This is a genomic window from Marinobacter daepoensis DSM 16072, assembly GCF_000421165.1.
GTDB classification, from domain to species: Bacteria; Pseudomonadota; Gammaproteobacteria; order Pseudomonadales; family Oleiphilaceae; genus Marinobacter; species Marinobacter daepoensis.
The window spans coordinates 273,048-298,009 of record NZ_ATWI01000012.1 but is presented as its reverse complement, the minus strand read 5'-3'; the positions used below and the strand labels follow the sequence as shown (position 1 = coordinate 298,009).

Annotated in this window: 25 protein-coding genes; 18 read left to right on the top strand and 7 right to left on the bottom strand. The window is 57.6% G+C overall.

What is annotated here, in order from left to right; genetic code table 11:
• Nucleotides 1-9 precede the first annotated feature (9 nt).
• From K325_RS0115275 to K325_RS0115255, 5 genes are all read left to right on the top strand, one after another.
• Entirely contained in the window at nt 10-471 is a 462-nt protein-coding gene (locus tag K325_RS0115275) for a chemotaxis protein CheW (RefSeq protein WP_029655135.1), read from the top strand.
• Between the two features lie 68 nt (nt 472-539).
• Nucleotides 540-1,031: a Fur family transcriptional regulator gene (locus K325_RS0115270; protein ID WP_029655134.1), complete on the top strand. Its 492-nt coding sequence runs from the start codon at nt 540-542 to the stop codon at nt 1,029-1,031.
• Entirely contained in the window at nt 1,024-1,797 is a 774-nt protein-coding gene (gene znuC, locus K325_RS0115265; RefSeq protein WP_029655133.1) for a zinc ABC transporter ATP-binding protein ZnuC, read from the top strand. Before K325_RS0115270 ends, znuC begins: the two co-directional genes overlap by 8 nt.
• Nucleotides 1,784-2,596 (top strand): zinc ABC transporter permease subunit ZnuB, encoded by an 813-nt coding sequence (gene znuB / locus K325_RS0115260; RefSeq protein ID WP_029655132.1) that lies wholly within the window; start codon nt 1,784-1,786, stop codon nt 2,594-2,596. The genes znuC and znuB overlap by 14 nt, the downstream gene beginning before the upstream one ends.
• An 85-nt stretch (nt 2,597-2,681) precedes the next feature.
• Nucleotides 2,682-3,683 carry a PAS domain-containing protein gene (locus K325_RS0115255; RefSeq protein ID WP_029655131.1) on the top strand — a complete coding sequence of 334 codons (1,002 nt, stop codon included), beginning with the start codon at nt 2,682-2,684 and terminating at the stop codon, nt 3,681-3,683.
• Between the two features lie 18 nt (nt 3,684-3,701).
• Here K325_RS0115255 and K325_RS0115250 read toward each other — a convergent pair whose 3' ends face one another.
• Nucleotides 3,702-4,784: a patatin-like phospholipase family protein gene (locus K325_RS0115250; protein ID WP_029655130.1), complete on the bottom strand. Its 1,083-nt coding sequence runs from the start codon at nt 4,782-4,784 to the stop codon at nt 3,702-3,704.
• Nucleotides 4,785-5,010: 226 nt separating this feature from the next.
• On the opposite strand from K325_RS0115250, the gene K325_RS0115245 reads away from it, so the two are divergent.
• Complete coding sequence (locus K325_RS0115245; protein ID WP_029655129.1) at nt 5,011-6,096, top strand: GGDEF domain-containing protein; 1,086 nt, start codon at nt 5,011-5,013, stop codon at nt 6,094-6,096.
• 22 nt (nt 6,097-6,118) lie between these two features.
• Here K325_RS0115245 and K325_RS0115240 read toward each other — a convergent pair whose 3' ends face one another.
• Entirely contained in the window at nt 6,119-7,039 is a 921-nt protein-coding gene (locus tag K325_RS0115240) for an alpha/beta fold hydrolase (protein ID WP_029655128.1), read from the bottom strand.
• A 179-nt stretch (nt 7,040-7,218) separates the two neighbouring features.
• On the opposite strand from K325_RS0115240, the gene folE reads away from it, so the two are divergent.
• From folE to K325_RS0115210, 6 genes are all read left to right on the top strand, one after another.
• Nucleotides 7,219-7,788: a GTP cyclohydrolase I FolE gene (folE, locus tag K325_RS0115235; protein WP_029655127.1), complete on the top strand. Its 570-nt coding sequence runs from the start codon at nt 7,219-7,221 to the stop codon at nt 7,786-7,788.
• A 27-nt stretch (nt 7,789-7,815) separates the two neighbouring features.
• Entirely contained in the window at nt 7,816-8,190 is a 375-nt protein-coding gene (folX, locus tag K325_RS0115230; RefSeq protein WP_029655126.1) for a dihydroneopterin triphosphate 2'-epimerase, read from the top strand.
• A gap of 18 nt (nt 8,191-8,208) precedes the next feature.
• Nucleotides 8,209-8,643 carry a CoA-binding protein gene (locus K325_RS0115225; RefSeq protein WP_029655125.1) on the top strand — a complete coding sequence of 145 codons (435 nt, stop codon included), beginning with the start codon at nt 8,209-8,211 and terminating at the stop codon, nt 8,641-8,643.
• A gap of 147 nt (nt 8,644-8,790) precedes the next feature.
• On the top strand, nt 8,791-10,101 hold the full coding sequence (locus K325_RS0115220; RefSeq protein WP_029655124.1) for an HD-GYP domain-containing protein: 1,311 nt from the start codon (nt 8,791-8,793) through the stop codon (nt 10,099-10,101).
• Nucleotides 10,102-10,159: 58 nt separating this feature from the next.
• On the top strand, nt 10,160-12,427 hold the full coding sequence (locus tag K325_RS0115215) for a putative bifunctional diguanylate cyclase/phosphodiesterase (protein WP_036193636.1): 2,268 nt from the start codon (nt 10,160-10,162) through the stop codon (nt 12,425-12,427).
• A gap of 53 nt (nt 12,428-12,480) precedes the next feature.
• Nucleotides 12,481-12,804, top strand: a complete 324-nt coding sequence (locus K325_RS0115210; RefSeq protein ID WP_029655122.1) for a hypothetical protein — start codon at nt 12,481-12,483, stop codon at nt 12,802-12,804.
• Between the two features lie 21 nt (nt 12,805-12,825).
• Here the strand turns inward: K325_RS0115210 and K325_RS0115205 are convergent, their stop codons facing one another.
• The 5 genes from K325_RS0115205 to K325_RS0115185 form a co-directional block, all read right to left on the bottom strand.
• Nucleotides 12,826-13,593: an IclR family transcriptional regulator domain-containing protein gene (locus K325_RS0115205; protein ID WP_169441819.1), complete on the bottom strand. Its 768-nt coding sequence runs from the start codon at nt 13,591-13,593 to the stop codon at nt 12,826-12,828.
• Nucleotides 13,594-13,644: 51 nt separating this feature from the next.
• The gene (locus K325_RS0115200) at nt 13,645-14,781 is read right to left on the bottom strand and encodes a DcaP family trimeric outer membrane transporter (RefSeq protein ID WP_029655120.1); all 1,137 of its coding nucleotides are present in this window, start codon (nt 14,779-14,781) and stop codon (nt 13,645-13,647) included.
• A 287-nt stretch (nt 14,782-15,068) separates the two neighbouring features.
• Nucleotides 15,069-15,827 carry an SDR family NAD(P)-dependent oxidoreductase gene (locus K325_RS0115195; protein WP_029655119.1) on the bottom strand — a complete coding sequence of 253 codons (759 nt, stop codon included), beginning with the start codon at nt 15,825-15,827 and terminating at the stop codon, nt 15,069-15,071.
• A gap of 10 nt (nt 15,828-15,837) precedes the next feature.
• Nucleotides 15,838-17,751, bottom strand: a complete 1,914-nt coding sequence (locus K325_RS0115190) for a TRAP transporter large permease (protein WP_084694260.1) — start codon at nt 17,749-17,751, stop codon at nt 15,838-15,840.
• Nucleotides 17,752-17,818: 67 nt separating this feature from the next.
• Nucleotides 17,819-18,820 (bottom strand): TRAP transporter substrate-binding protein, encoded by a 1,002-nt coding sequence (locus K325_RS0115185; protein ID WP_029655117.1) that lies wholly within the window; start codon nt 18,818-18,820, stop codon nt 17,819-17,821.
• Nucleotides 18,821-19,313: 493 nt separating this feature from the next.
• Here K325_RS0115185 and K325_RS0115180 point away from each other — a divergent pair, with 493 nt between their 5' ends.
• From K325_RS0115180 to K325_RS0115155, 6 genes are all read left to right on the top strand, one after another.
• Nucleotides 19,314-20,255 (top strand): 3-carboxyethylcatechol 2,3-dioxygenase, encoded by a 942-nt coding sequence (locus K325_RS0115180; RefSeq protein ID WP_029655116.1) that lies wholly within the window; start codon nt 19,314-19,316, stop codon nt 20,253-20,255.
• 45 nt (nt 20,256-20,300) lie between these two features.
• Nucleotides 20,301-21,170 carry an alpha/beta fold hydrolase gene (locus K325_RS0115175; RefSeq protein ID WP_029655115.1) on the top strand — a complete coding sequence of 290 codons (870 nt, stop codon included), beginning with the start codon at nt 20,301-20,303 and terminating at the stop codon, nt 21,168-21,170.
• A 33-nt stretch (nt 21,171-21,203) separates the two neighbouring features.
• Complete coding sequence (mhpD, locus tag K325_RS0115170) at nt 21,204-21,998, top strand: 2-keto-4-pentenoate hydratase (RefSeq protein ID WP_029655114.1); 795 nt, start codon at nt 21,204-21,206, stop codon at nt 21,996-21,998.
• Nucleotides 21,999-22,026: 28 nt separating this feature from the next.
• Nucleotides 22,027-22,962 carry an acetaldehyde dehydrogenase (acetylating) gene (locus K325_RS0115165; protein ID WP_029655113.1) on the top strand — a complete coding sequence of 312 codons (936 nt, stop codon included), beginning with the start codon at nt 22,027-22,029 and terminating at the stop codon, nt 22,960-22,962.
• A 13-nt stretch (nt 22,963-22,975) separates the two neighbouring features.
• Nucleotides 22,976-24,016 (top strand): 4-hydroxy-2-oxovalerate aldolase, encoded by a 1,041-nt coding sequence (gene dmpG / locus K325_RS0115160; protein ID WP_029655112.1) that lies wholly within the window; start codon nt 22,976-22,978, stop codon nt 24,014-24,016.
• A gap of 93 nt (nt 24,017-24,109) precedes the next feature.
• Nucleotides 24,110-24,919, top strand: coding sequence for a sugar phosphate isomerase/epimerase family protein (locus K325_RS0115155; protein WP_029655111.1), 810 nt, complete (start codon nt 24,110-24,112; stop codon nt 24,917-24,919).
• Nucleotides 24,920-24,962 lie beyond the last annotated feature (43 nt).

The window sequence follows — 24,962 nt, the reverse complement described above, 5'->3', positions numbered from 1 at the left end:
GTAACAAGCATGAGTGAGAACAGCCAATCCCTGTCCTGCGTTATGATACCGGTCTCTGATCGTCAGCTTCTGCTGCCCAACGTCTCGATTGCCGAGGTGGTGGATTTCACCAGCACCGATGCCGGCACCAACACACCAGACTGGCTGGTAGGCTATCTGGACTGGCGAGGCCTGACCTTGCCGGTGATTTCCTACGACGCCGCCAATGGCAACGCCCTGACCGTTCCCGGTGATAACCGCGGCCGGATCATCATTCTGAATACCATCGGGCCTCATCATCAGAGCACCCCATTCATGGCGATGGTAACTCAGGGTATCCCCAGTCAGGCCCGCCTGACCCAGGATCAGATTCGTCAACTGGAAGGCGAGGCCGGGCCTGCCGACCTGATGCAGGTGGACGTGGATGGAGAGCCCGCCTGGATCCCCAACCTCGAGTACCTCGAATCTCTGACCACCGAGCTCCGTCACTAACCCTGTGCCCGGCATGGCATGAGCGTCCGCAAATGTTATAATGTTTCAAACTTTGCAGGACCCACACCATGCCGGAACACGCACTTCCCTATCGCCCCCATAATCATCAGGCCTGTGTGACCCAGGCGCTTGCCGACGCCCGTTCAATCTGCCGCCAGGCCAACGCCCGGCTGACACCGATCCGGGAACGTGTTCTGGAACTGATCTGGCAATCCCATAAGCCTCTGGGAGCCTATGACATTCTGGCCAAGCTGGGTTCCGACGGTCACAGCTCCGCGCCCCCAACCGTGTACCGGGCGCTGGATTTCCTGCTTCAGTATGGTTTGATTCACCGCATCGCTTCACTGAATGCCTTTGTCGGCTGCGCTCATGCCGGAGAGCGACACCGGGGCACCTTCCTGATCTGCCGCACCTGCGGAACCGTGCTTGAACTCACCATGCCAGATCTGATGCAGGCCATTGAAACCGCCGCCCGCACCGAGGCTTTCCAACCGGATGACGTAACCCTGGAAGTAGCCGGGCTCTGCCCACAGTGCCAGGGAGATCATCACCATGACTGAGGCGCTGGTTCAGCTGGACCAGGTAACGGTGGCCTTTGGTGACCGGCCGGTGGTCGATCAGGTTAACCTCAGCGTGAGCCGGGGTGACATCCTGACCATCATCGGGCCCAACGGCGCCGGCAAAACCACACTGATCAAAACCATCCTGGGTATCCAGCGCGCCACCAGCGGCCAGGTCTCGGTCGCGTCCGGGCTGGTGATTGGCTACGTCCCCCAACATCTGACCCTGGAACCAACCCTGCCCCTGAGCGTCCGGCGTTTCATGCTGCTGAGCGGACGCGGTCTGGCAGACTGCCGGGCCGCGCTGGCGCGCACCGGCGTTGCGCATCTGCTGGATGCCTCCGTACACCACCTGTCCGGTGGAGAAAAGCAACGCCTGCTGCTGGCCCGGGCCCTGGCCCGGAAGCCAGACCTGCTGGTGCTGGATGAACCAGCTCAGGGCGTCGATCTCAATGGACAGGCTTCCCTCTACGATCTGATTCGCGAGCTTCGCGAAGAACTGAACTGCGGGGTCATCATGATCTCCCATGATCTGCATCTGGTGATGGCCGCAACCGACCGGGTGATCTGCCTCAATCAACACATCTGTTGCAGTGGTTTCCCGGAAGACATCTCAAAAGATCCGGCCTTTGTGGAGACCTTTGGTCATCAGGTCGCAGAATCCCTGGCGGTGTATCACCATCATCACAATCATCGCCACGATCTGCACGGTGATGTCGTTCCAACAGCCGAGGCACACGGAGGTTGCAACCATGACCATCCTTGATTCCGTGCTCGGCGACTTCTTCTGGCGAGCCATGCTCGGTGGTCTGGGCGTTGCATTGGTTGCCGGCCCGCTGGGTTGTTTTGTGGTCTGGCGCCGGCTTGCCTATTTCGGAGACACTCTGGCTCACTCGGCTCTGCTGGGCATTGCACTGAGTTTTCTGATCAGTGTGCCTCTGAATCTGGGAGTGGTGATTACCTGCGTCCTGATTGCTCTGGCTTTGGTTCTGCTGTCTCGCACTCGAACCCTGGCCAGCGATACCCTGCTTGGCATACTGGCGCACAGTGCCTTGGCCATCGGACTGGTCACGCTGAGTTTTATGCCAGATGTGCGCGTGGATCTCACCGGGTTACTGTTCGGGGACCTGCTCGCCATGACCCGCCAGGACCTGTTGTGGATCTATGGCGGGGCCGCGTTCGTCCTGGGGCTGCTGGCTCTTCTCTGGCGAGGCCTGTTGATGAGCACCATTCATGAGGAACTGGCTCGGGTCGAAGGCATTCCCGTGGAACGGCTGCGCCTTGCCCTGATGCTGATGTTCTCGCTGGTAATTGCCGTGGCCATGAAAATCGTCGGCGTCCTGCTGATCACGGCCTTGCTGATCATTCCGGCCGCAACCGCGCGACGCCTGGCCCACAACCCCGAACACATGACCGTACTCGCGGTTGGTTTCGGAGTTCTGGCCGTCTCTGGCGGTTTGACCCTGTCCTGGCATCTCGACACGCCAGCGGGGCCTTCCGTTGTCGTGACGGCATTTCTGATTTTCCTTCTGGTGTATGGCGGTGCTCGCCAAAGCCGGCTCTGACCCGTCTCCGCTTTTCGTTCACCCATTGCTGGTCTAAAGTTAGGCGAAGACCAGACCAGTAATGGCCCAACGGGAGCACATCTGCATGGACGGCGACCTTCCGGAAAGAAATCCCCCCCCGCGCATCCGGTTATGGCCCGGCTTGTGGGCTCCCTTGATCATCCTTATCTTCGGAGCCCTGAGCACCCTGGCCCTGTCTGAGCGGGTAACCTGGGAGATCTCAGCACTGGCCCGGCAAACGTACCAGGCCGAACACCAGGCTCTGGCGGCGGGCATCGCTGCCCACGTAAAAGGTGCGAGCGGAAGCGATCTGCCAGCGGGGTTCTCATCCGCCCTGGCGTCTGAGTTACCCGACGGGATGAAGGTGCGAATTGACACCCTTGCCAGACACACCAAGCAGGCTCTGATCGAGTTGGGGCAACTCTCTTCGCCTCTGGAATCGCTCTCGCGTCGGACGGAGCTGTCATTACCGGGACGACACTGGATGATCACCACCACCCCGGATGCCAGCCTGATCAGGCACCCGGTACAGGAAGCCCGCTGGCTGATCCTGACCGCCGGAGCCAGCCTCACCTCGCTGGCTGCACTGCTAGCGCTGGCAGGCTGCTTCCGACTGCACGGCGCCAGAACCCGGGATCAAAAACAACAGGCGGCATTGCATCGGAACCATCAGCAAATCACCAACCTTCAGGTGGAGAAATCTGCATTGCGGCAAGCCCTGAACGACAGTGAAACCCGCAGCCGGGATCTGGTCAGCTTGTGCGGCGCACTGATTGCCGAGCTGGATGATTCCGGGCGCATTGGTTTTGTTTCTCCCCAGGTCGCCGATCTGCTCGGACACGCGCCGTCGGATCTGACCAACCAGCCGTTTGAACACCTGATTGCCCCCGAAGACGTCGGGCGATTCCGGGAGTGCCTGGAAGGGGCCCGCCAGGAAGGGCATCCGGCACGTATCGACCTGACGTTGTCCGCAAAAAATGACACCGACACGGTCTCGGCCTGCCTGCGCCTGAAAACCATGAAAGACCCGATCCACGGGATCACCGGTTTTCGTCTCAGCGCGACGCCAACTCTGTCGCTGACCTGAGGCGATCCGGCCAGCCGCCTAGAGCGGCTGAACCCGCTCCAGCAACCGGCCATTGTCGGCGAGTTCCATGAATTCATCACCCAGGCGCTCACTCTCCGCGATGGCGGCGCGCCAGGCTTTTTCACGCCCGGCATCGTCCCCCACATATCGCTCAAAATCTTTCCGGTCGGGCAGTTTGCCATCCGGCAGGGTTGCCAGGTAATCCGCCGAAGGCGACACCAAAAGCACATCCTGAAGCTGATGGGCATCCCCTTTCCGCCAAGGCAACGTCTTGTCGAACCAACCGGGGACAACCCGGTCCGTAAAGTGGGGATAAAGGACAATACCCGGCTGCTCGTAGGGCAGATCGAGGTGGTAATCCAGAAGGCCACCATCGCGGTATACACCCTCCGGAGCTCCGGGCAGATTCCGGACCCCGGACATGATCAGCGGAATCGACGCTGATGCGAGCAGCGCTGGCAGCAGATTGTCACGGCTCAGTGGCACGTCGTGACTGGGGAAGTCTCGAAGTTCTGAGAGCGGCGCCCGACCCCGGACATCGTGCACGATACCACGCTCCATAAAACGGCCCAGATGCCTGCGGCTCAGCATGTTAGCGCTGATCGCTCGCATCAATCCCAGACTCAAGCGGGCACGGGTGTCGTGCTGTAGCAGCCCGAGACTCCGGACCACAACAATGTTCAGCCGATACCAGGGATGATCAAGCAGATACTCTTCCTTTCCCCCAAGCAATTCTTCAAGGAACTGAACACTTTTACGGGATATCTCAGCAGCGCTGACACCTTTGGTAAAGCGCTGGCGAGTATACAGTTCCGCCAGCGTGGTCAGTTGAGCTTTGGGATCGTCCGACGAGGCGATGGCAGCGAACCGCCAGCTGCCAATGGACGATCCTATCAGTGCCCGCTCCTGTGGCGCCCGGGGCAGCCAGTCACCGAATATGGCTTTATCCAGGCCACTGATTCCCAGCGCTTTAGGGCCACCCGCTGCACCCGGAATCACGTGAATATCGTCCGGTGTCAGCGGTTTTTGCTGCAGTCGTTCCAGTGCCCGGCGCCCGGCCCGGATGGTCAGTGCCGGCATCCGGCGGTGAATGGCTGTCATTGCGATCTCCCCTGAAACCCGCGGCGAGTGTATCCGACCCGGGGCCCGCCAGCCAACTGAACAGAATTCATGACGCCCATGGCATTTTTGAATGACCCGGTGTTCTGAAGCTTTTGCGCGCCGGGGCGTGGTCCAGGTTTTTGCTTTCGCAGCCGGGACTCCATGCTAGACTTTAGCCATCAAATACAAATGGAAACATGCCAGTTATGAACAGCGGGAGCAGGCTGTGAATCTTTTTGCCTCACCAAATACTCTGGCAACCAACCCGACCCTGGCCGTTCTCGGGTTCAAGAGACAGTTGGTTTACCATCTCCATATCTGGGCGTTTATCGCGGTAGCACCGCTGGTGATGGTTCAGTGGAAACACGGCAATGTACTGCTTGCAGCCCTTCTCACCCTGTTCTGCGCCAACGCGGCACTGGTCATCGGCTTTCTCCGGTATCGCCGCACCTATTTTCTGAAGGGCCGCCTGTTTCCCATTCTTGCGGTGGTCTGCGCGGCCTATTCCACCACCCTCAACGGCCATGCCGGGCTTTACTGGGCTTACCCGGCAGCCATTGCCCTGTTCTTCCTGCTGCGTCTTCGCGAGGCCATCTTCTGCAATATTGTCTTTGTGTCAGTGATGGCCGTGGTGTCATTTATTAAATTTCCCGAAGCGGATTTCTGGCGCATCACCTTTTCGCTGGGCCTGAGCTGTCTGTTTGCGATGATCTTTGCCTGGCTGGTCCGCCGCCTGCAGACCGAGCTCACCCGCCTTGCCACCACCGACCCCCTGACCGGCTGCCTTAACCGCTCACAGCTGGCCGACATTCTCAACAGTCAGATCCAGATGCGCGAACGCTATGAGCGAGTCTCCAGTCTGGTGCTGATTGATCTGGATTACTTCAAGACCATCAACGACCGCTGGGGACACCTGGCCGGCGATAAAGTGCTGAGAGAAATGGCTCTGCGCCTGAGGAAGCGATTGCGGGAGAGCGATCAGCTGTTTCGGATCGGCGGGGAGGAGTTCATGGTCGTCCTTCCCGAAACCCGGCAGAAAGATGCAGACACGCTGGCCCACCAACTGCTGACCAGCATCAGTGCCCGCCCCTTTCTGGACGAAATTCACCTGACCGCCAGCGCCAGCGTCACCGAAGTGTCGCAGGGGGAAACCTGGTCGGTCTGGCTGAACCGTGCAGACCAGTCGCTGTACGAGGCAAAATCCCGTGGACGGAATCAGGTGGTCAATGCCCCGCGGCTGACCGGCAAGCCTGAGCCCGGCACCCCACAACCATTAACTGACAGGCCGACCGACGACACCACACCTGCCTGAACAGCGACGGCCGCCCAAAACCTCAACAATTCCGGGCTTTCCGGAAGGCCCGGTAGGCAGAAAATACGTCCCAGGGCTGCTCAAAGTGGGGGTAATGGCCGACATTGCGCAGACACACCACGTCGGGGTCAGGAATCAGCTCTCGATAACGTCGGGCCATGGCTACCCCGGACACCGGATCGGCGCTGCCAGAAATCAGCCGCATCGGCTGACTCGCGTTCTGCAGTGCACCCACCCACCGGTTCCGGTGGCAGCGGCGTTCTTCCATAAACTGGATCAGGCGATGCAGCACCCCCCGGCCATTGTTGTAATTCAGCAAGTGCCAGAAGTCTTCCATTTCCTGCCTGCCAGGCGGATTTCGCGGACCGAACAGGCGGCGAAAGTTCCTCTCAAAGACCGGGCGGCTGAGCCCTCGCCCGATCAGACCACCGAAGGGACTGCGCAGCACTTTCTGGATAAACAACGGATGGTGAACCTCCGGAAACAGGCCACCGTTAAGCAGGCAAACGCTGTCAATGCCGAACGACAGGGAGCCTTCCTGCTCCCGCGCCAGCAACTCCTGCACCACCGTCGTTCCGTAGTCGTGCCCGAGCAGGTGCACCTGTTTTAGCCCCAGGCCTTCGATCCAGCCCTGAATCAGATCCGCCTGGTCCTCAATACTGTAGGGGTAATGCAAAGGTTTGTCGGAAAAACCAAAGCCCAGCATATCCAGCGTCAGCAGATGGTGCTCCCTCTCCAGCATCGGCCAGAGGCGGCTCCAGTCCCAACTGGCGGTCGGAAATCCGTGCAGCAACACCAACGGAACGCCCTGCCCACCCATACGGCTGAACATGGCATGGCCTTCGTAACTGAACCACTTGCCGGCCTGCTGCCAGGCCTCCAGTGAAAACGTTTCCTGACGACCAGACATCGCCACGTCTGAACCTGGTATCACCTGTTCCATGTGTATCCCATGCTCCTCTCCGAACCCTTCCACTTTAGTTCAAAGCAACCCCCAGAGCCACAGACCAGAGCACAGATCTGGGGTGGTCCTTTTCCACAAGCTGTGCGTAAACCATGGAGATGACCAGCAAATTACCTTAAGCTTTGGCCTTTGTCAGACACCCCACACCGGAATAGATTATGTCTTTACCCCTTGATGATCTGGCCGATCATTACCGCACCATAATTCAGGGCCTGGGTGAGAACCCGGAACGAGAAGGCTTGCTGGACACGCCGATGCGCGCCGCAAAAGCCATGCAGTTCCTTACCCGTGGCTACCAGCAAGATCTGAACGAACTGGTGAACAACGCCGTGTTTGAGTCGGCCATGGATGAAATGGTGGTGATTCAGGATATCGAGCTGTACAGCATGTGTGAGCATCACATGTTGCCGTTCATAGGCAAATGCCACATCGCCTACCTGCCCCAGGGCAAGGTGCTTGGGCTCTCCAAATTCGCCCGCATTGTCGATATGTATGCCCGTCGGCTGCAGATTCAGGAAAACCTGACCCGTCAGATTGCCGAAGCCATCGAGAGCGTAACCCATGCCAAAGGTGTCGCCGTAGTCATCGAAGCCCAGCACATGTGCATGATGATGCGAGGTGTCGAGAAACAGAATTCGCGCATGAAAACCTCCATGATGCTGGGACAGTTCCGCAAGTCCCAGGCCACGCGAAGCGAGTTTCTGAACCTGATTTCAAGCAATCGTTAACCCTCAGGCTGATACCACGGAGTCTATATGGCAAACGCTCAGAAGCCTCTGGCCCGCGTCCAGATAAAGAATCTCTTGCTGCGGGCCTACATCGGCATCAAGGAAGAGGAAATTAATAATCAGCAGGATGTGGTGATTAACGTTTGCCTGACTTACGACGCCTCCGAAGCCATTGAGCGCAACGAGATTTCGTCAGCATTGAACTATCGCACCATCACCAAACAGATCATCGCCCATGTCGATGGCCAGCGCTTTGCCCTGCTAGAACGCCTGACCCATGAAGTCCTGACCATCGTCATGGAACACCGGGCCGTAAGGTGGGCCGAGGTGGAAATCGACAAGCCCCATGCGCTACGTTATGCCGAATCGGTTTCCGTCACCCTGGAAGCTCAGCGCGACTAGATTAAGGACCTTACCATCATGCCCAACAGCACCCCTGAACAGATCCGGGACATTCTGGAATCTGTCCGTACCATCGCCCTGGTCGGGGCCAGCGAGAAGGCCAATCGCCCTTCCCACGAGGTGATGGAGTACCTTCAGCAGCAGGGATACCGGGTGATTCCGGTCAACCCGCGCCTGGCCGGACAGCAGGTTCTGGGAGAAACCGTCTACCCGGACCTGGCATCCTTGCCAGAGCCGGTCGACATGGCCGAACTCTTTCTTGCCCCGGAACGAACCGATGCGGTGATTGACCAGGTGATTGAGCACAATATCCCGGTTCTCTGGATGCAGGTTGGCGTCATCAACGAGCCCGGCGCAGAACGCGCCAGGGCCGCAGGCCTGTCCGTGGTGATGGATCGCTGCCCGAAGCGGGAGATCCCCGGGCTGGGTCTTCGAACTCCTGCACATCGCTGATGCCCTGCCGGGCCATACCCCCGGCGGACTATTCAGACCAGAATTGAGCACAATCAATAGGCAAATCACAGACTTCCAGCAATACCTGTTACCAAAAACGATATACTGCGATACTCTTCCAACAATAAACAAAAAAATGGCGGGGTCATGTGGTTCCGACGTAAACCAGACAAACTCAGCGCTGCCAACAGACGCAGCGAACAACCCGGTCAGCGGGCATCACCTCTTGCAGGGACACTGAAGCGGGTCCGTCTGCCGGTGGACCTCATCCGTCCGGGTATGAAGGTGGTCAAGCTGGATCGCCCCTGGACCGAGGTACCTGTGTTGTTTCAGGGGTTCACGCTGCACAGTGACGACGAAGCCCGAATTCTTCGACAATACTGCGACTGGGTCGTGGTTGAAGATGAAGCGGAACGACTGGCGCCCATCCTGGCCTCACTCCCAGCACTGAAGCAAAAAACCTCTCAGCCGCTCACCGAAACGCGCCCTCTGGAACAAGAATTGCACCGCGCGGCGGACGCCTGGAACCGCACTCACAAATTCATTGAAAAAGTCATTCGCGATATTGAGCAACACAATGAACTGGAACTGGCGTCTGCCAGGCCCTTGATCCAGTCTTGTGCGGAGAGTGTCAAAGCCAATGCCAGCGCCATGTTCTGGATGGCCCGCATCAAGACCCGGGACGCCTATACCGCCGAACACTCTCTTCGGGTGGCGGTTTTCACCATGGCCTTTGCCCGGTTTCTGGGGCTGCCGGAAGAAGACCTGGAAGTGGTCGGTATGTGTGGCCTCCTGCACGATATCGGCAAACTCCGGGTGCCCGGGGAGATTCTCAACAAGCCCGGGCCGCTATCGCCGTCTGAACACGCCGTGATGCGTGAACACACCACACTCGGGCACACGATGCTGAAACAGGATTCCAGCCTCGACCCGATTATCAGCGACGTTACCCTTCATCACCACGAACGCATAGATGGCCGCGGCTACCCCCACCAGCTCCCCGAATGGCAAATCAGCCGCTATGCCCGAATGATTGCCATTGTTGATGCCTACGACGCCATGACAAGCGACCGCTGCTACCGTAACGGGATGTCGCCGGCGGAAGCCGTCCGCATTCTCTTCAAGAACCGCGGCCACCAGTTCGACACCAGCATGGTCGAAGCCTTTATCCGGATGGTCGGCATCTACCCTCCGGGCAGCCTCGTGGAGCTCAGCACCGGCGAAGTCGCGCTTGTGGTCAGCTCACATCCGGCACGCAAGCTCACACCAAAAGTGGAGATTCTTCTGGATGCCAACAAGCATCCGGTCCCCCCCCGGGTGCTCGACCTCGGTGATCAGAGGCTTCCAGACTCGCCAGCCCGGACCATTTCGGCCCCACTACCCGATGGAGCCTACGGAATTTCCCTGCAGGGCCGGATTTCACAGCTCATGGCTAAAACCGTTGCAGATCGCTCATAATCAGGCGGAACCTGCCGTTAAACCAGGCATCCTCAACCCACCCACACCGGAGCATTATGTGGAGAAGCCTGAGACCGCCATCAGACTGATTATCCGGGCACTAATGAGCCCGGTGTTCCCGATTCTGATCTTTCTGGTGTTCCTGGGGACCGCAGCCGGGTTGAGGATGGGGCTGATCCAGCAAAACACCTATCAGATTCAGACAAACCTGAACAACGAAGCCCACGCGCTGGCCAACAACCTTGAACGGGAATTCATGGTGCATCTGGACGCCCTTGGCCGAATGGCCATGCGGATGCATTCAGCCCCGACCCTGAACGAGACCCAGTGGCGGAACGACGCACGTAATTACCTGAAAGACTTCGGTGTTTACCAGGCGATCGAATGGGTAGACAGAACCTTCGTCATTCGCTGGCTGGAACCTTGGGGAGGCAACCACGAAGTGGTCGGCTTCAACGTTGCGTTCAATGATGAGCGGCGAAAAGCGCTGGCACTCGCAGTCGCATCAGGCCAGTACAATATCTCCGGGATCATTCACCTCAGACAGGGCAGCGAAGGCCTGGTGATCTACCACCCGATTGGCCGGGCCTCGGAAAACAATGGCTTGATCGCCGGCGTCTTTCGCCTTGATGTGCTGGCCAAACAGATGCTCACCGCCAGGGTACTTGATCACTTTCAGGTAGCCATCACGCAGCGTGACGGAAAAAATCACCTTCTGAGCACCTCCTCAGACATTGCCCACGCCTTTCAGCATACCGTGCCAATTAACCTCCCCTCTCTGGACTGGGCTCTGACGGTCACGCCAACCGAAGCCTGGGTCCGCAACCAACGTAGCCACTGGCCGGCCATGACGTTCACCAGCCTGCTCCTGATGGGACTACTGACCAGCCTGACCGCCCTTCTGGTGCAACTGATCCTGAAACGCAACCGGGCCCTTTTGAAAACCCGGCGTGAGCTTGAACAGGAAATCGATCAGAGGAAGGCCATGCAGATAAATCTGGAACGGCTGGAATCTACCGACACCCTGACCGGGCTGGCCAACCGTCGGTTCTTCATGGAGGACCTGGCCCACACCATCAACATTGCCGATCGCCAGATGCGCCAGATCGCCTTGGTTATGCTGGATCTTGACCGGTTTCAGATGCTCAACGATTCGCTCGGGCACCAGTTCGGCGACGAACTGCTGATCAAAGTATCTGAGCGACTGAACGGACTGAGCAACGAACGGATCCTGGTGGCCTATTCCGGCGGCGACGAGTTCATGGTGTGCCAGCAGCAGGTCGAGGATATCGACGACGTCATTCACCTGCTCGGCCAGATCAAACAGTGTTTTTCAGCACCTTTTGACGTTCATGGCGAGGCCCATGGTATTACCGCGACGATGGGGGTAGCGGTATACCCGCAAAGCGGACTGGATGCAGACACCCTCCTTCGCAATGCGGATATCGCCCTCTACCGGGCCAAGGAGCAGGGCCGAAACAGCTACCAGTTCTACACCGAAGGCATGCAGGACCGGGAAGTCCTGCGCCTGGAACTGGACCGGGATCTGAGCCAGGCACTGGCCAACGATGAATTTGTGCTCTATTTCCAGCCACAGCTCAATCTGGAAACCGGCAGGATCAACAGTGTCGAAGCCCTGATTCGCTGGCAACACCCGGTCCGGGGGCTGTTACCGCCGGCCGAGTTCATTCCGCTGGCCGAAGAAAGCGGCCGGATCACAGAGATCGGGCGCTGGGTGGTGCGTGCCGCCTGCCGGCAGCTGACGCGCTGGAAGGGAACCCCCTGTGAACATCTGCGGATTGCCGTCAACCTGTCCGGCCGGGAGCTGGATGACGACACCCTGATTGATCACATCCGCCAGACCCTCAACTCAGAAGGGGTGGCTCCGTCCCGGCTGGAAGTGGAGCTGACCGAGGAAATTTTCATCCAGAATATCGAACACAATCTCAATCAGTTGTCCCAACTGCACCAACTGGGCGTGCACCTGGCCATTGATGATTTTGGGGTTGGTTATTCGTCCCTCGGGTACCTGAGAGACTTCCCGGTAGACCTGCTTAAAATCGATCGATCGTTCATTACCGACGTCACCGAACGACATGACGACGCCGTCATCACCCGCGCAGTGATCAACCTGGCCCACAACCTCGGCATCCAGGTGGTGGCCGAAGGGGTGGAGACCGAGGAACAACTCCATTTCCTGAAAGCTCACCGCTGTAATCTCGTGCAGGGCTACCTCATCAGCTGCCCCATTCCCGCCCATGACCTGGAGCAGGCTCTGGAGGAAGGCATCCTGAGCCCGGAGCATCCTGTTGGACAGGGTTTGTAATTGGCGCTAAGGCGCGCCAAACTTGTGCCTTCACAGTTTGGCTCGGAAACGTTATGTCTGGCAGGTATCTGACTCCGGAGCAGGATGCTCAACTTCGCCGTTGGGAACGATGGAACCGGAACTATTTTGTCTTTGCGTTTGTAACGCTGATTGTCGTCCTGGTATTCAGCAGTCAGTTAGGGCTGTCTTCTGGCGATGACTGGGGATCGCTCGGGCTGATACTCGCGGCGTTGGTGACGCCGATCATTCTGTTTCAGCTGCGGCTGCGATGTCCGGCCTGCGAGGCAAAAATCGGTTGGCAGGCCAAACTGATGGCGCCCGACCAGTGCTCATCCTGCGGGGTGTTTCTGCGGGCAACCACCCGGTCTCAGAAATAGGGTAAACAACCGGGAGCGCGCCTAGATTCTCAGGCTTTCACCAATGAGCCGGGCTTTCTCCAACATATAATCGTAGAACTTTTCGGCGGCTTCATCCGGGCTCATGTAAGACCGGTGGAAGATAATGTTGAGGCTGCCAAAGAGCTCTCCCTGAACGTATACGGGCACGGCAATAGAGGCAATCTTGGAGTATTCGCCCCATTCACCCGAATTCTGCCCATAACCTTTACGTCGTGTCTCAGCCAGCACCCTGTTCAGGTAGGTTTCGTCCCCGGCCAGTCGGGCATCCAGTGACGTGCCGTTTTTCAGAATATCCAGAATGTACTTTCGTTGCTTATCAGAACAATTCGCCAGATAGGCTTTACCACTCGCCGTCATCAACATCGGCAAACGTTTGCCAATCATCGACGTTGTCAGCGAAAGCCGGCTCGAACGGTGGGTCGACTCAATAACCAGCATGGAATCCAGTTTGAAGGTGGACAAATCCGCTGGCCACATGACATGTGCCGTAAGCTCGTTCATCAGCTCCAGCGTCTTTGGAGAGTGCACACTTTCGTGCCGATAACCATCACTCAGCTTACGAACGTTCGGTGACAGGTAAAAAAACGTATCGTCTGCCGAACGCTGGATATAGTTGAGCGCGACCAGCGTTTCCAGATAACGGCGGACCGTTGTCCGGTGAATGCCCGTTATCACCGAAATTTGATGGCATGTCGCCCGACAGCCAATTTCATTGATGGTTTCCAGGATTTTGAGCCCCCGTTCCACCCCTTGTACTGTTTTATACACAAGCACCCCGCCAGATCAATGCCCCCCTGCCGGGGGGCCTGATATCAGGTATCAGAAACTATACTTTGCCATCATCTGGAGCCGCGTTGCAGAACCGTCACGGCCATCAACCACTTCCCGCGTGTGGTGAGAAACTTCAACCCCATAATCCAGTCGGCTGACCGGCGACCAGATGTAGTTCAGATAAAGGCTCTGGTACTCGTTGTCCCGATCGGCTTCAACCACACCATCGCGGTGAGCATCATCCCAGTCGGCTTTCCCAAGCCCGTAGGCCAGATTATAACTGCCACGCCCCGCCTTTACGGTAAGACCCAGCGCAACACCCAGCGCAGGGATGGCCTCAACGTCTCCACTCCCAGGCTCCACATAGGCAGGCGCAGCCGGTCCGAGATAGAGGTAACCTCCCGTGCCTTCACCGTACATGACCGATCCCTGAACACTCACCGTAGGCGCCAACTGCACTTTTGCAGCCAGCGATGCACCGTAACCAAAGACGGACTCTTCATCATCCGTGGCTTCGTTGTAGACCTCCAATCGGCGCAACAACAACGAAGACGCATAGGACAGTCGCTCTCCAGAATGTTCGTAACGGAGGGTCAGATCCGGCAGGCTGTTCTTGGCTTCCGCATTGGCCGCCCCCGTGTAGGTTGTTCCACCCAGCCCCGAGGGGTCTTCGAGCGCTATGGAGAGCCCCTGAACGGTGTATCGTAACTGAGCCTGGCGGGCAATGTTGGCCTGCCCCACCTGGCCAGTAAAATCGATAGTAGGCGTATACCCGAGGAAACTCGTGAAGTTGGTGGTGGTTTGGCCCGCCAGGATACCGTTCCAGGAACCATAGGCATGCCTCAGGCGAAGGGTACCACCGCCACCGCCCCAGAAGTCGCCTTCAATGTATGTCGTCAGCGCCCCGGATTTGGTCGGTGTCTCGGTGCCAATGCCAAGTCGGGTCTGGAAAGCGTGGGCATCAAAGTGACCATCAGCGCCTTTGTCACCATCCAGCCGCACAGCGGCGTTGGAGGCCGCATTACCAAGCTTGGCGTCCAGGTCGTAAATAAAATCCAGTTTGCCATAGCCTTTCAGGCTGACCTGCGTACCTTCCACATCAAAACTGACCGCTTTCGCGACAGGCACGGATAAGAGCGTTGAAACAGAAATAACAGCAGCGATCTTTTTAATTTTATTATTCATGATTATCCTTAACACAGTAAATTCAGATATTGTTTTTCTATTCAGAGATACAGTTCTTTTAACCTCCCTCCTTTAAATAAAAGCCCCCCCAAAAAACGAACCTCAAAAAATAAAATCGACAAATCACTCCGCTCTGACTCAATGAAAAAGAATGTATAAATCCGGAATGACTTTTCATTCGGCAGCAGAAAGGCAGAACATTGTTGTAAACAACGCTCGCCAGACTGCCGATTGAATGACTATTGCCGGTGGATGTGTCGGTCTTTTCAGAACCGGAGGTGGCTCCCTCAGGCCATTCGATAGCCCCCGTTCACGTCGATCGAAGCGCCAGTTATGTAGGAGGCGGCAGGTGACAACAGAAACTCGATGGCACCCGCCACGTCCTCGGCTTCTCCCAGACGACCAACCGGCACACGGGACGCCACATTGTCGGATGGACAGCCTTGACGGAACATCTGGGTATCAATCAGCCCGGGGCAAACACTGTTTGCAAGAACCCCGTAGTCGGCATAGTCCCGGGCAATCGACTTGGTTAACGCAATCACGGCGGCCTTGCTCGCAATGTAAGCCGGGCATGATCGGTATCCCCCCAACTGAGCCGCCGCCGATGACACATTCACGATACGCGCCGGCAGGTTGTTGTCCCGGATCGCTCTCTGGCTCAGGAACGCCTGACACATCAGAAAAACCCCCGTGCTGTTCACCTGGAATACCCGGTTCCACAGATCGACTGAGGTCTGCTCCAGGCCAATTCGGTCACCGTTTTCACCAACCGGCGAAATACCGAAACAGTTTGCCAGCGCCGATGCCTGCAGCCCCTGGCTCTCCAGGCGATCAAACAGGCCTCTGACCGAGTCCTCACAGCCAACGTCCACAACAAAGCTCTGATGCCCCGCTCCGGGCAGGCTTTCCAAGACGCCGGCCAACCCCTGGCTGTCGACATCACACAGCACAAGCTGGCAGGTCTGTTTACGCGCCAGGCGCTCGGCCACCGCCCTGCCAATCCCTCCGGCCGCGCCGGACACAATCACAACATCATGTTTCATCCGATTTTCCTCAAATCACGCCAGGCAACCAGAGAGCGATGGCAGGAAAACTCACCAGGAGCACGATCCTGACCGCATCGGCCACGAGAAAAGGCGTTACGCCTCTGAAAATTTCCATCATCTGGGCACGATTGCCCACGACCGATTTCATGACAAACACATTGAGCCCCAAGGGCGGTGTAATCATGCCCACTTCGACCAGCGAGAGCGTGACCACCCCCCACCAGACAAGGTCGTACCCCATTCCCGCAATCAGCGGCAGCACCACCGGCGCCGTCACAAGTACCGCGGCAACCGTATCGAAAATGGTACCAATGGCCAGATAGATCAGTACGAGCACCGCCAGGATGACAAAGTGGGACGTTTCTTCCGGTTTGACGTACTCCAGAATCAGGTCGGCGGCGCCCGCGAAGCTCATCAGCGCCGCAAACACACTGGCCCCGATGTAAATGACGTAAATGGCTGCGGAATTGAGTGCAGTGTCCTGCAGGCTGTCCCAGAAACTGCTGAAACTGAAGTTCCCGGAAAAGAAAAAGAACAGCAGAGCCAGCACGGCTCCAACCGAGCCCGCCTCCTGAGTGGTAAAAATCCCACCGTAAAGGCCACCGACTACCAGGCCGAACAGAACCACAGGGCGCCAGGCCTTGATCAGGTCTCGCACGGCGGTGTTACGGTCAAAGGCCTGAGTTTCCGGAGCCAGCTCAGGTTTCAGCCGGATGGTGACGACAATGGCAAGGCAATACAGAACAAGCGCGAGCAGCCCCGGAATCAGGGCGGCCTGGAAAGACTCCTGAATAGACACTTCGGCAATGATGGCGTAGATGATCAGAACCACTGATGGCGGAATCAGAGCCCCCAGAGTGCCCCCAGCCGCAATCGTACCGGCGGCCAGGGCCGAGGCATACCGACGATCCACCATCTCCGAAAAAGCGACTTTGCCGAAAGTTGCCGTGGTTGCAATGGAGGAACCGCAGATTGCCCCAAACCCTCCACAACCGACGATGGAAGCAATTGCCAGCCCCCCTTTTCGGCTTCCAAGCGCAGAGGAGGCCGCCCGATAGATCTGGCCAGACATTCCGGAAGCCGTCGCAAAGTTACCCATCAGCAGGAATAGAGGGATGGCAATCAGGTCCAGACTGGTGGCCGTGCCCACCACCACATTACCCGTGATCGCCAGTGCCTGCGGCCACCCCAGGTAACCACCAATTCCGAGTCCACCTACTACCAGCAACGCCACACCAACCGGGATCTGCAACAGAATCAGCGCATAGGCAAGCAGGAACCCTCCCACCACCAGAAATACCGCCGACGCATCACTGCTTCCCGCCAGGGTAAAGTAGGCCGCGCCAACCGCAAGGACCGCGCCCACGATCAGAACCGGCGCCAGCAGTTTCTCCCCCGACAACGCTCGCAGGCAGTCCCGAACCGGGCGAGCCATACCCGCAATCACAAACAGGGCAAGAACCAACGCAACCAGGCCGGCGAGACTCCAGACCGGGTACGTCTGAAGCCCCAACACCGACGTGGTTTCACCATACTGATGCGTTTGCAGAGCCTTGGAGATAAACGACCAACTGATGACCGCCAGGGCGAGCAGACATAACGCACGCTCAAACAGGGCCATCAACCCGCTGCCGACGGGACCAAACCGGGACAGTAGCTCAACCTTGATATTTCGCGACTCAAAAAAGGACGAGGCAATCAGCCCTGCCACCACCACGGAAACCAGCAACTCGTTCAGCTCGTAGGTTCCGGCAAACGAATAGGAGAACACCGTTCTGGCAACCACATCCACACACGCCAACGACGCCAGAACAATCAGGAAAATCAGACTCAGCCGGGTAAGCATCGTAAAGCTGTTATCCAGGCCGAAACGTTTTGAATCTATACAGGATTCCGTGAGTAAAGCGTTTGACTGTTCCATAATCGATCATTTACAGAATGTGGGTACAACATGCCCGGCACTGGCAAGGCATGTCCGGAGTCGGTTATTACTGATGGGCGTTGTTTACTGCCTCCAGGTAGGTCTCCCAGACCTCCTGTCCATTGGCCACATTTTCCGACCACTCTTCGATTACTGGCGTCAGGCGGGCTTTCCAGGCCTCAATGTCTTTCTCTGAAGGCACGGTGATTTCGTCCTGATCCGAAGTCGCAACCTGCTCGCGCAAACGCTCATTTTCTCCACCCAGGCTGTCAGACCAGTAGCGAATGAAATTCCGGCCACCCATCTCATTCAGAACCTGCCGCACATCTTCTGGTAACGCGTTGTATTTTCGCTTGTTGATGGTGATGAAAACCGGGCTTGAACCAAATGGCACATCCAGATGCCATTTCACGTAGTCGGCAATGCCCCAGGTGAACACGGCATTCCAGTCATTGATGCTGCCGGTGAGCACGTTTTTGGAGAGGTTTTCCGCAATCGAGGGCACCGCCAGCGCTACGGGGTCAGCACCGAAAGCCTCCAGGGATTTTGCAGCCAGCGGACCTGCGGCCCGATAGCGTTCGCCTTCCAGCGCGGTAAACGACGTCAACGGCTTGGTGGAATGAAGCCTCTGGATCCCTGAGGAGAGAATGGCGAAAACGTGAACATTGTCGAATCCCTTTATCAGGCCGTTTTCGTAGAGCGTCCATAACCCAACAGACGCCTCATAGATGTCCGAGGCATAAAGGGGAACCTCAGCCACTTCCAGCTCCCGGAAACGCCCGGGCGTGTAACTGGTGACCCCCCACGCCATGTCGACGAGCCCCTGCTCCACCGCGTCAAAGGTATCTTTGGCGCTGACCAGCGTCCCACCTGAGAACATCTTTATTTTCAGCTTACCGTCGGTGCGTTTTTCAATGTCTTCAAAATAGTTACCAAACAGGTCCGTTGTCATAAAAGAAGTCGGACCTGCGATATTGGAGAAACGAAGCGTGGTGGACTTTGGGCCAGCAAATACCGCAGAGGAAAAAATGGTAAAAGCCAGGCCAAAAGCCAGGAATTTGAAATTCATGGGTTTACCCTTTTTTGTGTGTTGTTTTCGAGGATGAAATCTATAACTGCACTGCACCCATGTCCAAGAACCGATGGGTTAGTGTGCACATAGTGCACGAACCCTTCGAACTCAAATCAGAGCATACCTCCCCTCCCGGGGACAAAATATATCCTTACATAACAATTTATTAGCTTAAACTTCTAATAACATCACTCCGAAATGATCGCCTGATCTTGCCATCGCCCCTGGATGTCACCCTGCGACAACAAAAATCAACCAGCACTTTGTGCACTTTGTGCACACCCGACTGACTTTCTGTTGATCTGATTTTTATTGCCTCCCTATAATTTTGATGGCTACTAAATATTAAAACCCAAAATAAATACTTATCCTGAAATAAAAGTCCTATCGTCAAAGAAAAAGCTCTAATAAAAGATCCCGACCACCCCGTGTTTTCAACACGCTCTTTATATAAAAGAGCCCGAAAATATATCCATAATGGTTACCTGACATGAAAGCGTTACTTCAATGTTTATCTCACAGCCCGCTGGTAGGGCATGTAGATCCCGAGCCATCGGTTCTCAATGAGGTAAACCGCGTCATCCGGCATTCCAGAGAACGCGTCAATGCGTTTGACCCGGAACTTATCCTTTTATTCTCGCCCGACCACTACAACGGCTTCTTCTACGACATCATGCCGTCGTTCTGCATCGGCACCAGCGCCTACGCTATCGGTGATTTCGGGACCGCGGCCGGTCATCTGAAGGTTCCGGCGAAGCTGTCAGAAGACGCGGTGCAATACGTTATGGATGCCGGTGTCGATGTGGCCTTGTCTCACAAAATGCAGGTCGACCACGGGTTTGCACAGCCATTGGAGTTTCTGGTCGGACACCTCGATCAGGTACCGGTCATTCCAGTCTTCATCAATTCTGTCGCCGTCCCGCTACCGTCCTTCCAGCGTGCACGGCTGCTGGGCGACGCTCTGGGCAGGTATCTGGCCACGCTGAACAAACGCGTTCTGATCATTGGGTCCGGCGGGCTTTCCCACCAGCCACCGGTTCCCGAACTGGCAACCGCAGATTCACGCATTCAGGAACGCCTTCTGGGCAGTGGCCGTAATCTGCCAACCGAAGAAAGGCAGGCACGGACCCAACGCGTGATTGATGCCGCCCATCGGTTCGTGGACAACCAGAACACGCTGCACCCCCTGAATCCCGAGTGGGATCAGTGGTTTCTCGAACGCATCGCCACTGGTGATCTGATGTCTCTGGACAACGTCAGCAATCAGGACGTCTCTGACAAAGCCGGAAAATCCACTCACGAAGTGAAGAACTGGGTGGCTGCCGCCGCAGCCATGGCCGCCTTTGGCCCATATCAGGAAGAAAGCCGTTACTACCGGCCCATTCCTGAATGGATCGCCGGCTACGGAGCACTGACAGCCGTACCGGCCTGACCCGGAATCACTAACGCAAGGTTTCGAAAGCACAAGGACAAGAACATGACACAACCATGGACCGAAACAGGTACCAGTAAGTTTGTTTCCATTCGCGAAGGCGATTCGGACCTGAACATTCACTACAACGACACAGAAGTGGGCACCGAGGTTGTTGTGATGTTGCATGGCTCCGGCCCCGGGGCCAGCGGCTGGGCCAATTTCAACCGTAACATTCAGCCTCTGACCGACGCCGGCTACCGGGTCATTCTCCTGGACTGTCCGGGCTGGAGCAAAAGCGACACGGTGCTGAACACCGGTTCCCGCTCGCACCTGAATGCCCGGGTTCTGAAGGGGCTGATTGATGCGCTGGGCCTAGAGAAAGTCCACATTATCGGCAACTCCATGGGGGGGCACAGTACGGTGGCCTTTACCCTGGACTACCCGGAACACGTGGACAAAATCATCCTCATGGGAGGGGGTACCGGAGGCGGAAGCCTGTTCACCCCAATGCCGGCCGAGGGCATCAAGCGGATCGGCAAGCTGTACCGTGAACCGACGATGGACAACCTCAGGGACATGATGGACATCTTCGTGTACGACACAAGTCACCTGACCGAAGCACTGTTCCAGACCCGCCTTAACAACATGCTGGCACGCCGGGACCACCTGGATAACTTTGTAAAAAGCCTCACGGCCAACCCCAGGCAGTTTCCAGACGTCGGCCACCGCCTGAGCGAAATCACAAACGAAACCCTGATTGTCTGGGGACGTGATGACCGCTTTGTCCCAATGGATATCGGGTTGCGCCTGCTGAACGGCATCCCCCGTTCCGAGCTGCACATATTCAATCGTTGTGGCCATTGGGTGCAGTGGGAATATGCCGACAAGTTCAACCGCATGGTGCTGGACTTCCTGAAGTACGGCATTAACTGATTATTGCACCCGGATAGCTCGAAGGACATCGAAATGATCGTAAATCCACAGGTTCTGAACGAGCTGGCGGCTCAATTACGCCAGGCCGAAGCTTCTGGCGAGCCGGTAGCGCCACTGCGTGAGCAGATCGGTGAAGAAAATGCCGAAGCCGCTTACCAGATCCAGCGTTTGAATGTTGCCCACGCCAGCGCCAACGGTGCCCGCATTGTCGGCCGTAAGATTGGCCTGACCAACCCGAAAGTTCAGGCGCAGCTAGGCGTGAATCAGCCGGATTTCGGCACTCTGTATGCCGACATGGCTTACGGCGACAACGAAGAAGTGCCCTTTCATCGTGTCCTGCAACCGAAAGTGGAAGCCGAAATTGCCCTGGTGCTGGCCGACGATTTACCCCGGGCTGATACCGGGCTGGCCGAGCTGGTGGCAGCTGTGGACTGGGTCATGCCAGCCCTGGAAATCGTTGGCAGTCGTGTCGCGAACTGGAACATCCGGTTTGTGGATACTGTGGCGGATAATGCCTCCAGCGGCTGCTTCGTCCTTGGGGGGCCAGCCCGGCGTATTGACGGCGTGGATCTGCGCAAGGCCACCATGACCATGACCCGAAACGGCGAGGAAGTCTCCACCGGCGACGGCTCCGAATGCCTGGGCAACCCCCTGAATGCCGCCGTCTGGCTGGCCCGTAAAATGGTTGAACTGGGCGAACCCCTGCGTAAAGGCGACCTTATTCTGACCGGTGCTTTGGGCCCCATGTCCCCGGTCGCAGCCGGCGACCGGTTTGAGGCGGTCATCAACGGCATTGGCCAGGTTGGCGTGTCATTCAGCGCCGACTGAGGCCCACCGGACTTTTGAGGAACACGTGATGAACAAGACACTGAAAGCCGCCATCATCGGCTCCGGCAACATCGGTACCGACCTGATGATCAAGATCCTGCGTAACGGCAGGCACATCGAAATGGGCGCCATGGTCGGTATCGACCCGGAATCCGACGGCCTGGCCCGCGCCCGGCGCATGGGCGTGGCCACCACCCACGAGGGCGTGGACGGGCTGGTAAAGATGCCCGAGTTCGCCGACATCGACATCGTCTTTGATGCCACCTCCGCCAAGGCCCACATGCACAACGAAGTGTTTCTGCGGGGCCACAAGGACACCCTCAAGATCGTCGACCTGACCCCGGCGGCCATCGGCCCCTACTGCGTGCCGGTGGTGAACCTGGAACAGAACCTGGCCGAGGGTAACGTCAACATGGTGACCTGCGGAGGCCAGGCCACCATTCCGATGGTGGCCGCGGTGTCCCGGGTGGCCAAGGTGCATTACGCCGAAATTGTCGCTTCAATCTCCAGCAAGTCGGCCGGTCCCGGCACCCGCGCTAACATCGATGAGTTCACCGAAACCACCTCCAAAGCCATTGAAGTGGTGGGCGGTGCCAAGAAGGGTAAGGCCATCATCGTCCTCAACCCGGCGGAGCCGCCCCTGCTGATGCGAGACACCGTCTATGTGCTGTCCGAGGCCGCCGACCAGGCCCAGGTGGAAGCGTCGGTGGAAGAAATGGCCGCCGCGGTGCAGAGCTACGTGCCGGGCTATCGCCTGAAACAGAAGGTCCAGTTCGATGTGATTCCCGACGACCAGCCCATGAACGTCCCGGGGCTGGGCCGGTTCAGTGGCCTCAAGACCTCCATCTTCCTGGAAGTGGAAGGCGCTGCCCATTACCTCCCGGCCTACGCCGGCAACCTCGACATCATGACGTCCGCGGCCCTCGGCACTGCCGAGCGCATCGCCGAGTCGCTGGTCAACTGAGGAGGACCAACCCATGACTTTCAATCCCGGAAAGAAACTGTACATCTCCGACGTGACCTTGCGCGATGGCAGCCACGCGGTGCGTCACCAGTACTCGATCAGGAACGTGCAGGACATCGCTCGTGCCCTCGACCGGGCCAAGGTGGACTCCATTGAAGTGGCCCACGGCGACGGCCTGCAGGGCTCCAGCTTCAACTATGGCTTTGGTGCCCACACCGACCTGGAGTGGATCGAAGCGGTGGCCGAAGTGGTCACTCATTCAAAAATCGCGACCCTGCTGCTGCCCGGTATCGGCACCGTCCATGACCTGGACAACGCCTACAACGCCGGCGCAAGAGTTGTGCGTGTTGCGACTCACTGCACCGAAGCCGATGTCTCCCGACAGCACATCGAACATGCCCGCAAACTGGGCATGGACACCGTGGGCTTCCTGATGATGAGCCACATGCAGACCCCGCAGGGGTTGGCGCAGCAGGCCAAGCTGATGGAAGACTACGGCGCCACCTGCCTCTATGTGGTCGATTCCGGCGGCGCCATGAACATGAACGACATTCGTGACCGCTTCCGCGCTCTCAAGGATGTGCTCAAGCCAGACACCCAGACCGGCATCCATGCCCACCACAACCTTGCCCTCGGGGTGGCCAACTCCATCGTGGCGGTGGAAGAAGGCTGTGACCGCATTGATGCATCGCTGTCCGGCATGGGCGCCGGCGCCGGTAACGCCCCATTGGAAGTGTGTATTGCCGCCTTTGACAAGATGGGCTGGGAGCACGGCACCGATGTGTACGGGCTGATGGATGCGGCGGATGACATTGTGCGGCCGCTGCAGGACCGACCGGTACGGGTGGACCGGGAAACCCTGGCCCTGGGTTATGCCGGGGTCTATTCCAGCTTCCTGCGCCACTCCGAAGTGGCGGCGCAGAAGTATGGCCTGAAAACGGTGGATATTCTGGTAGAGCTGGGCAAACGCCGCATGGTGGGGGGGCAGGAAGACATGATTGTGGATGTGGCGCTGGATCTGTTGAAAGCCCAAGACGCACAAACACCGGCCTGACTTGTCCAAACCGGTCTCAGGCGTTGTGCCTCCTGACGGGGCTGCCTATGGCAGCGCCTTCCGGTCGACGCCGAGACCCGAGGGAACCCCTGAATGAAACATCAACGAACACTTTCCCTGCATCATCTGACCGCGTTGGATGTTGCCCCCATCGACTTACCGGCTTACGCCGCTCAGGCAGGGTGCGACTATGTTGGCGTATTCTGCGATCTGCCCGGAGTGAAAGCGGCAGGCTACCCCACCCTTTCACCCGGCGAGAGTGAACAACAATTCCGGGAAGCTCTGATCGCGCATGATATCTCCGTGAACAACCTCGAATTGTTTCAGATTCGGCCTGACACCGAGATTTATGAATTCAGAGAGGGTCTGGCCATGGGGAACCGGCTGGGGGCACGGCAAATTACCGTTCACATGCACGATACCAACCCCACACGCTCCGTCGCCGCCTTTTCAGAACTCTGCCGGATCGCCGAGGACTATGGGCTGGATGTCGCCTTGGAATTCACCAGTTTTTCAGCGGTCCGCACCCTTGAGGAGGCTCTGACCCTTCTTCGTGCCGCCAACAGAGCGAACGGGCGCGTGGCACTGGATCTGCTCCACTTTTTCCGCAACGGAGGAACCCTTAACTCCATCCACAGCCTTGAACCGCACGAACTCGGTTATGTTCAGGTGTGCGACGGGATGTATCAAACCCCCGAGGATCTCTACGCTGAAGCCGTAAAGAACCGAATGCTACCCGGAGACGGAGAGTTTCCCATCCGGCAGGTGCTGTCTATGATTCCGGACCATATCATCGTGGACATTGAAGTACCTCAGATGCGTTTCAAGGAACAAGGCATTAGCGCCCGCAGCCGGATTGCGCTGGCCGTTGAGCGCACGATCAGAACTCTTGATCCACAATAAACTCTATTAATACCGAGAATAAGCTAAGATCAATCACCTCGTG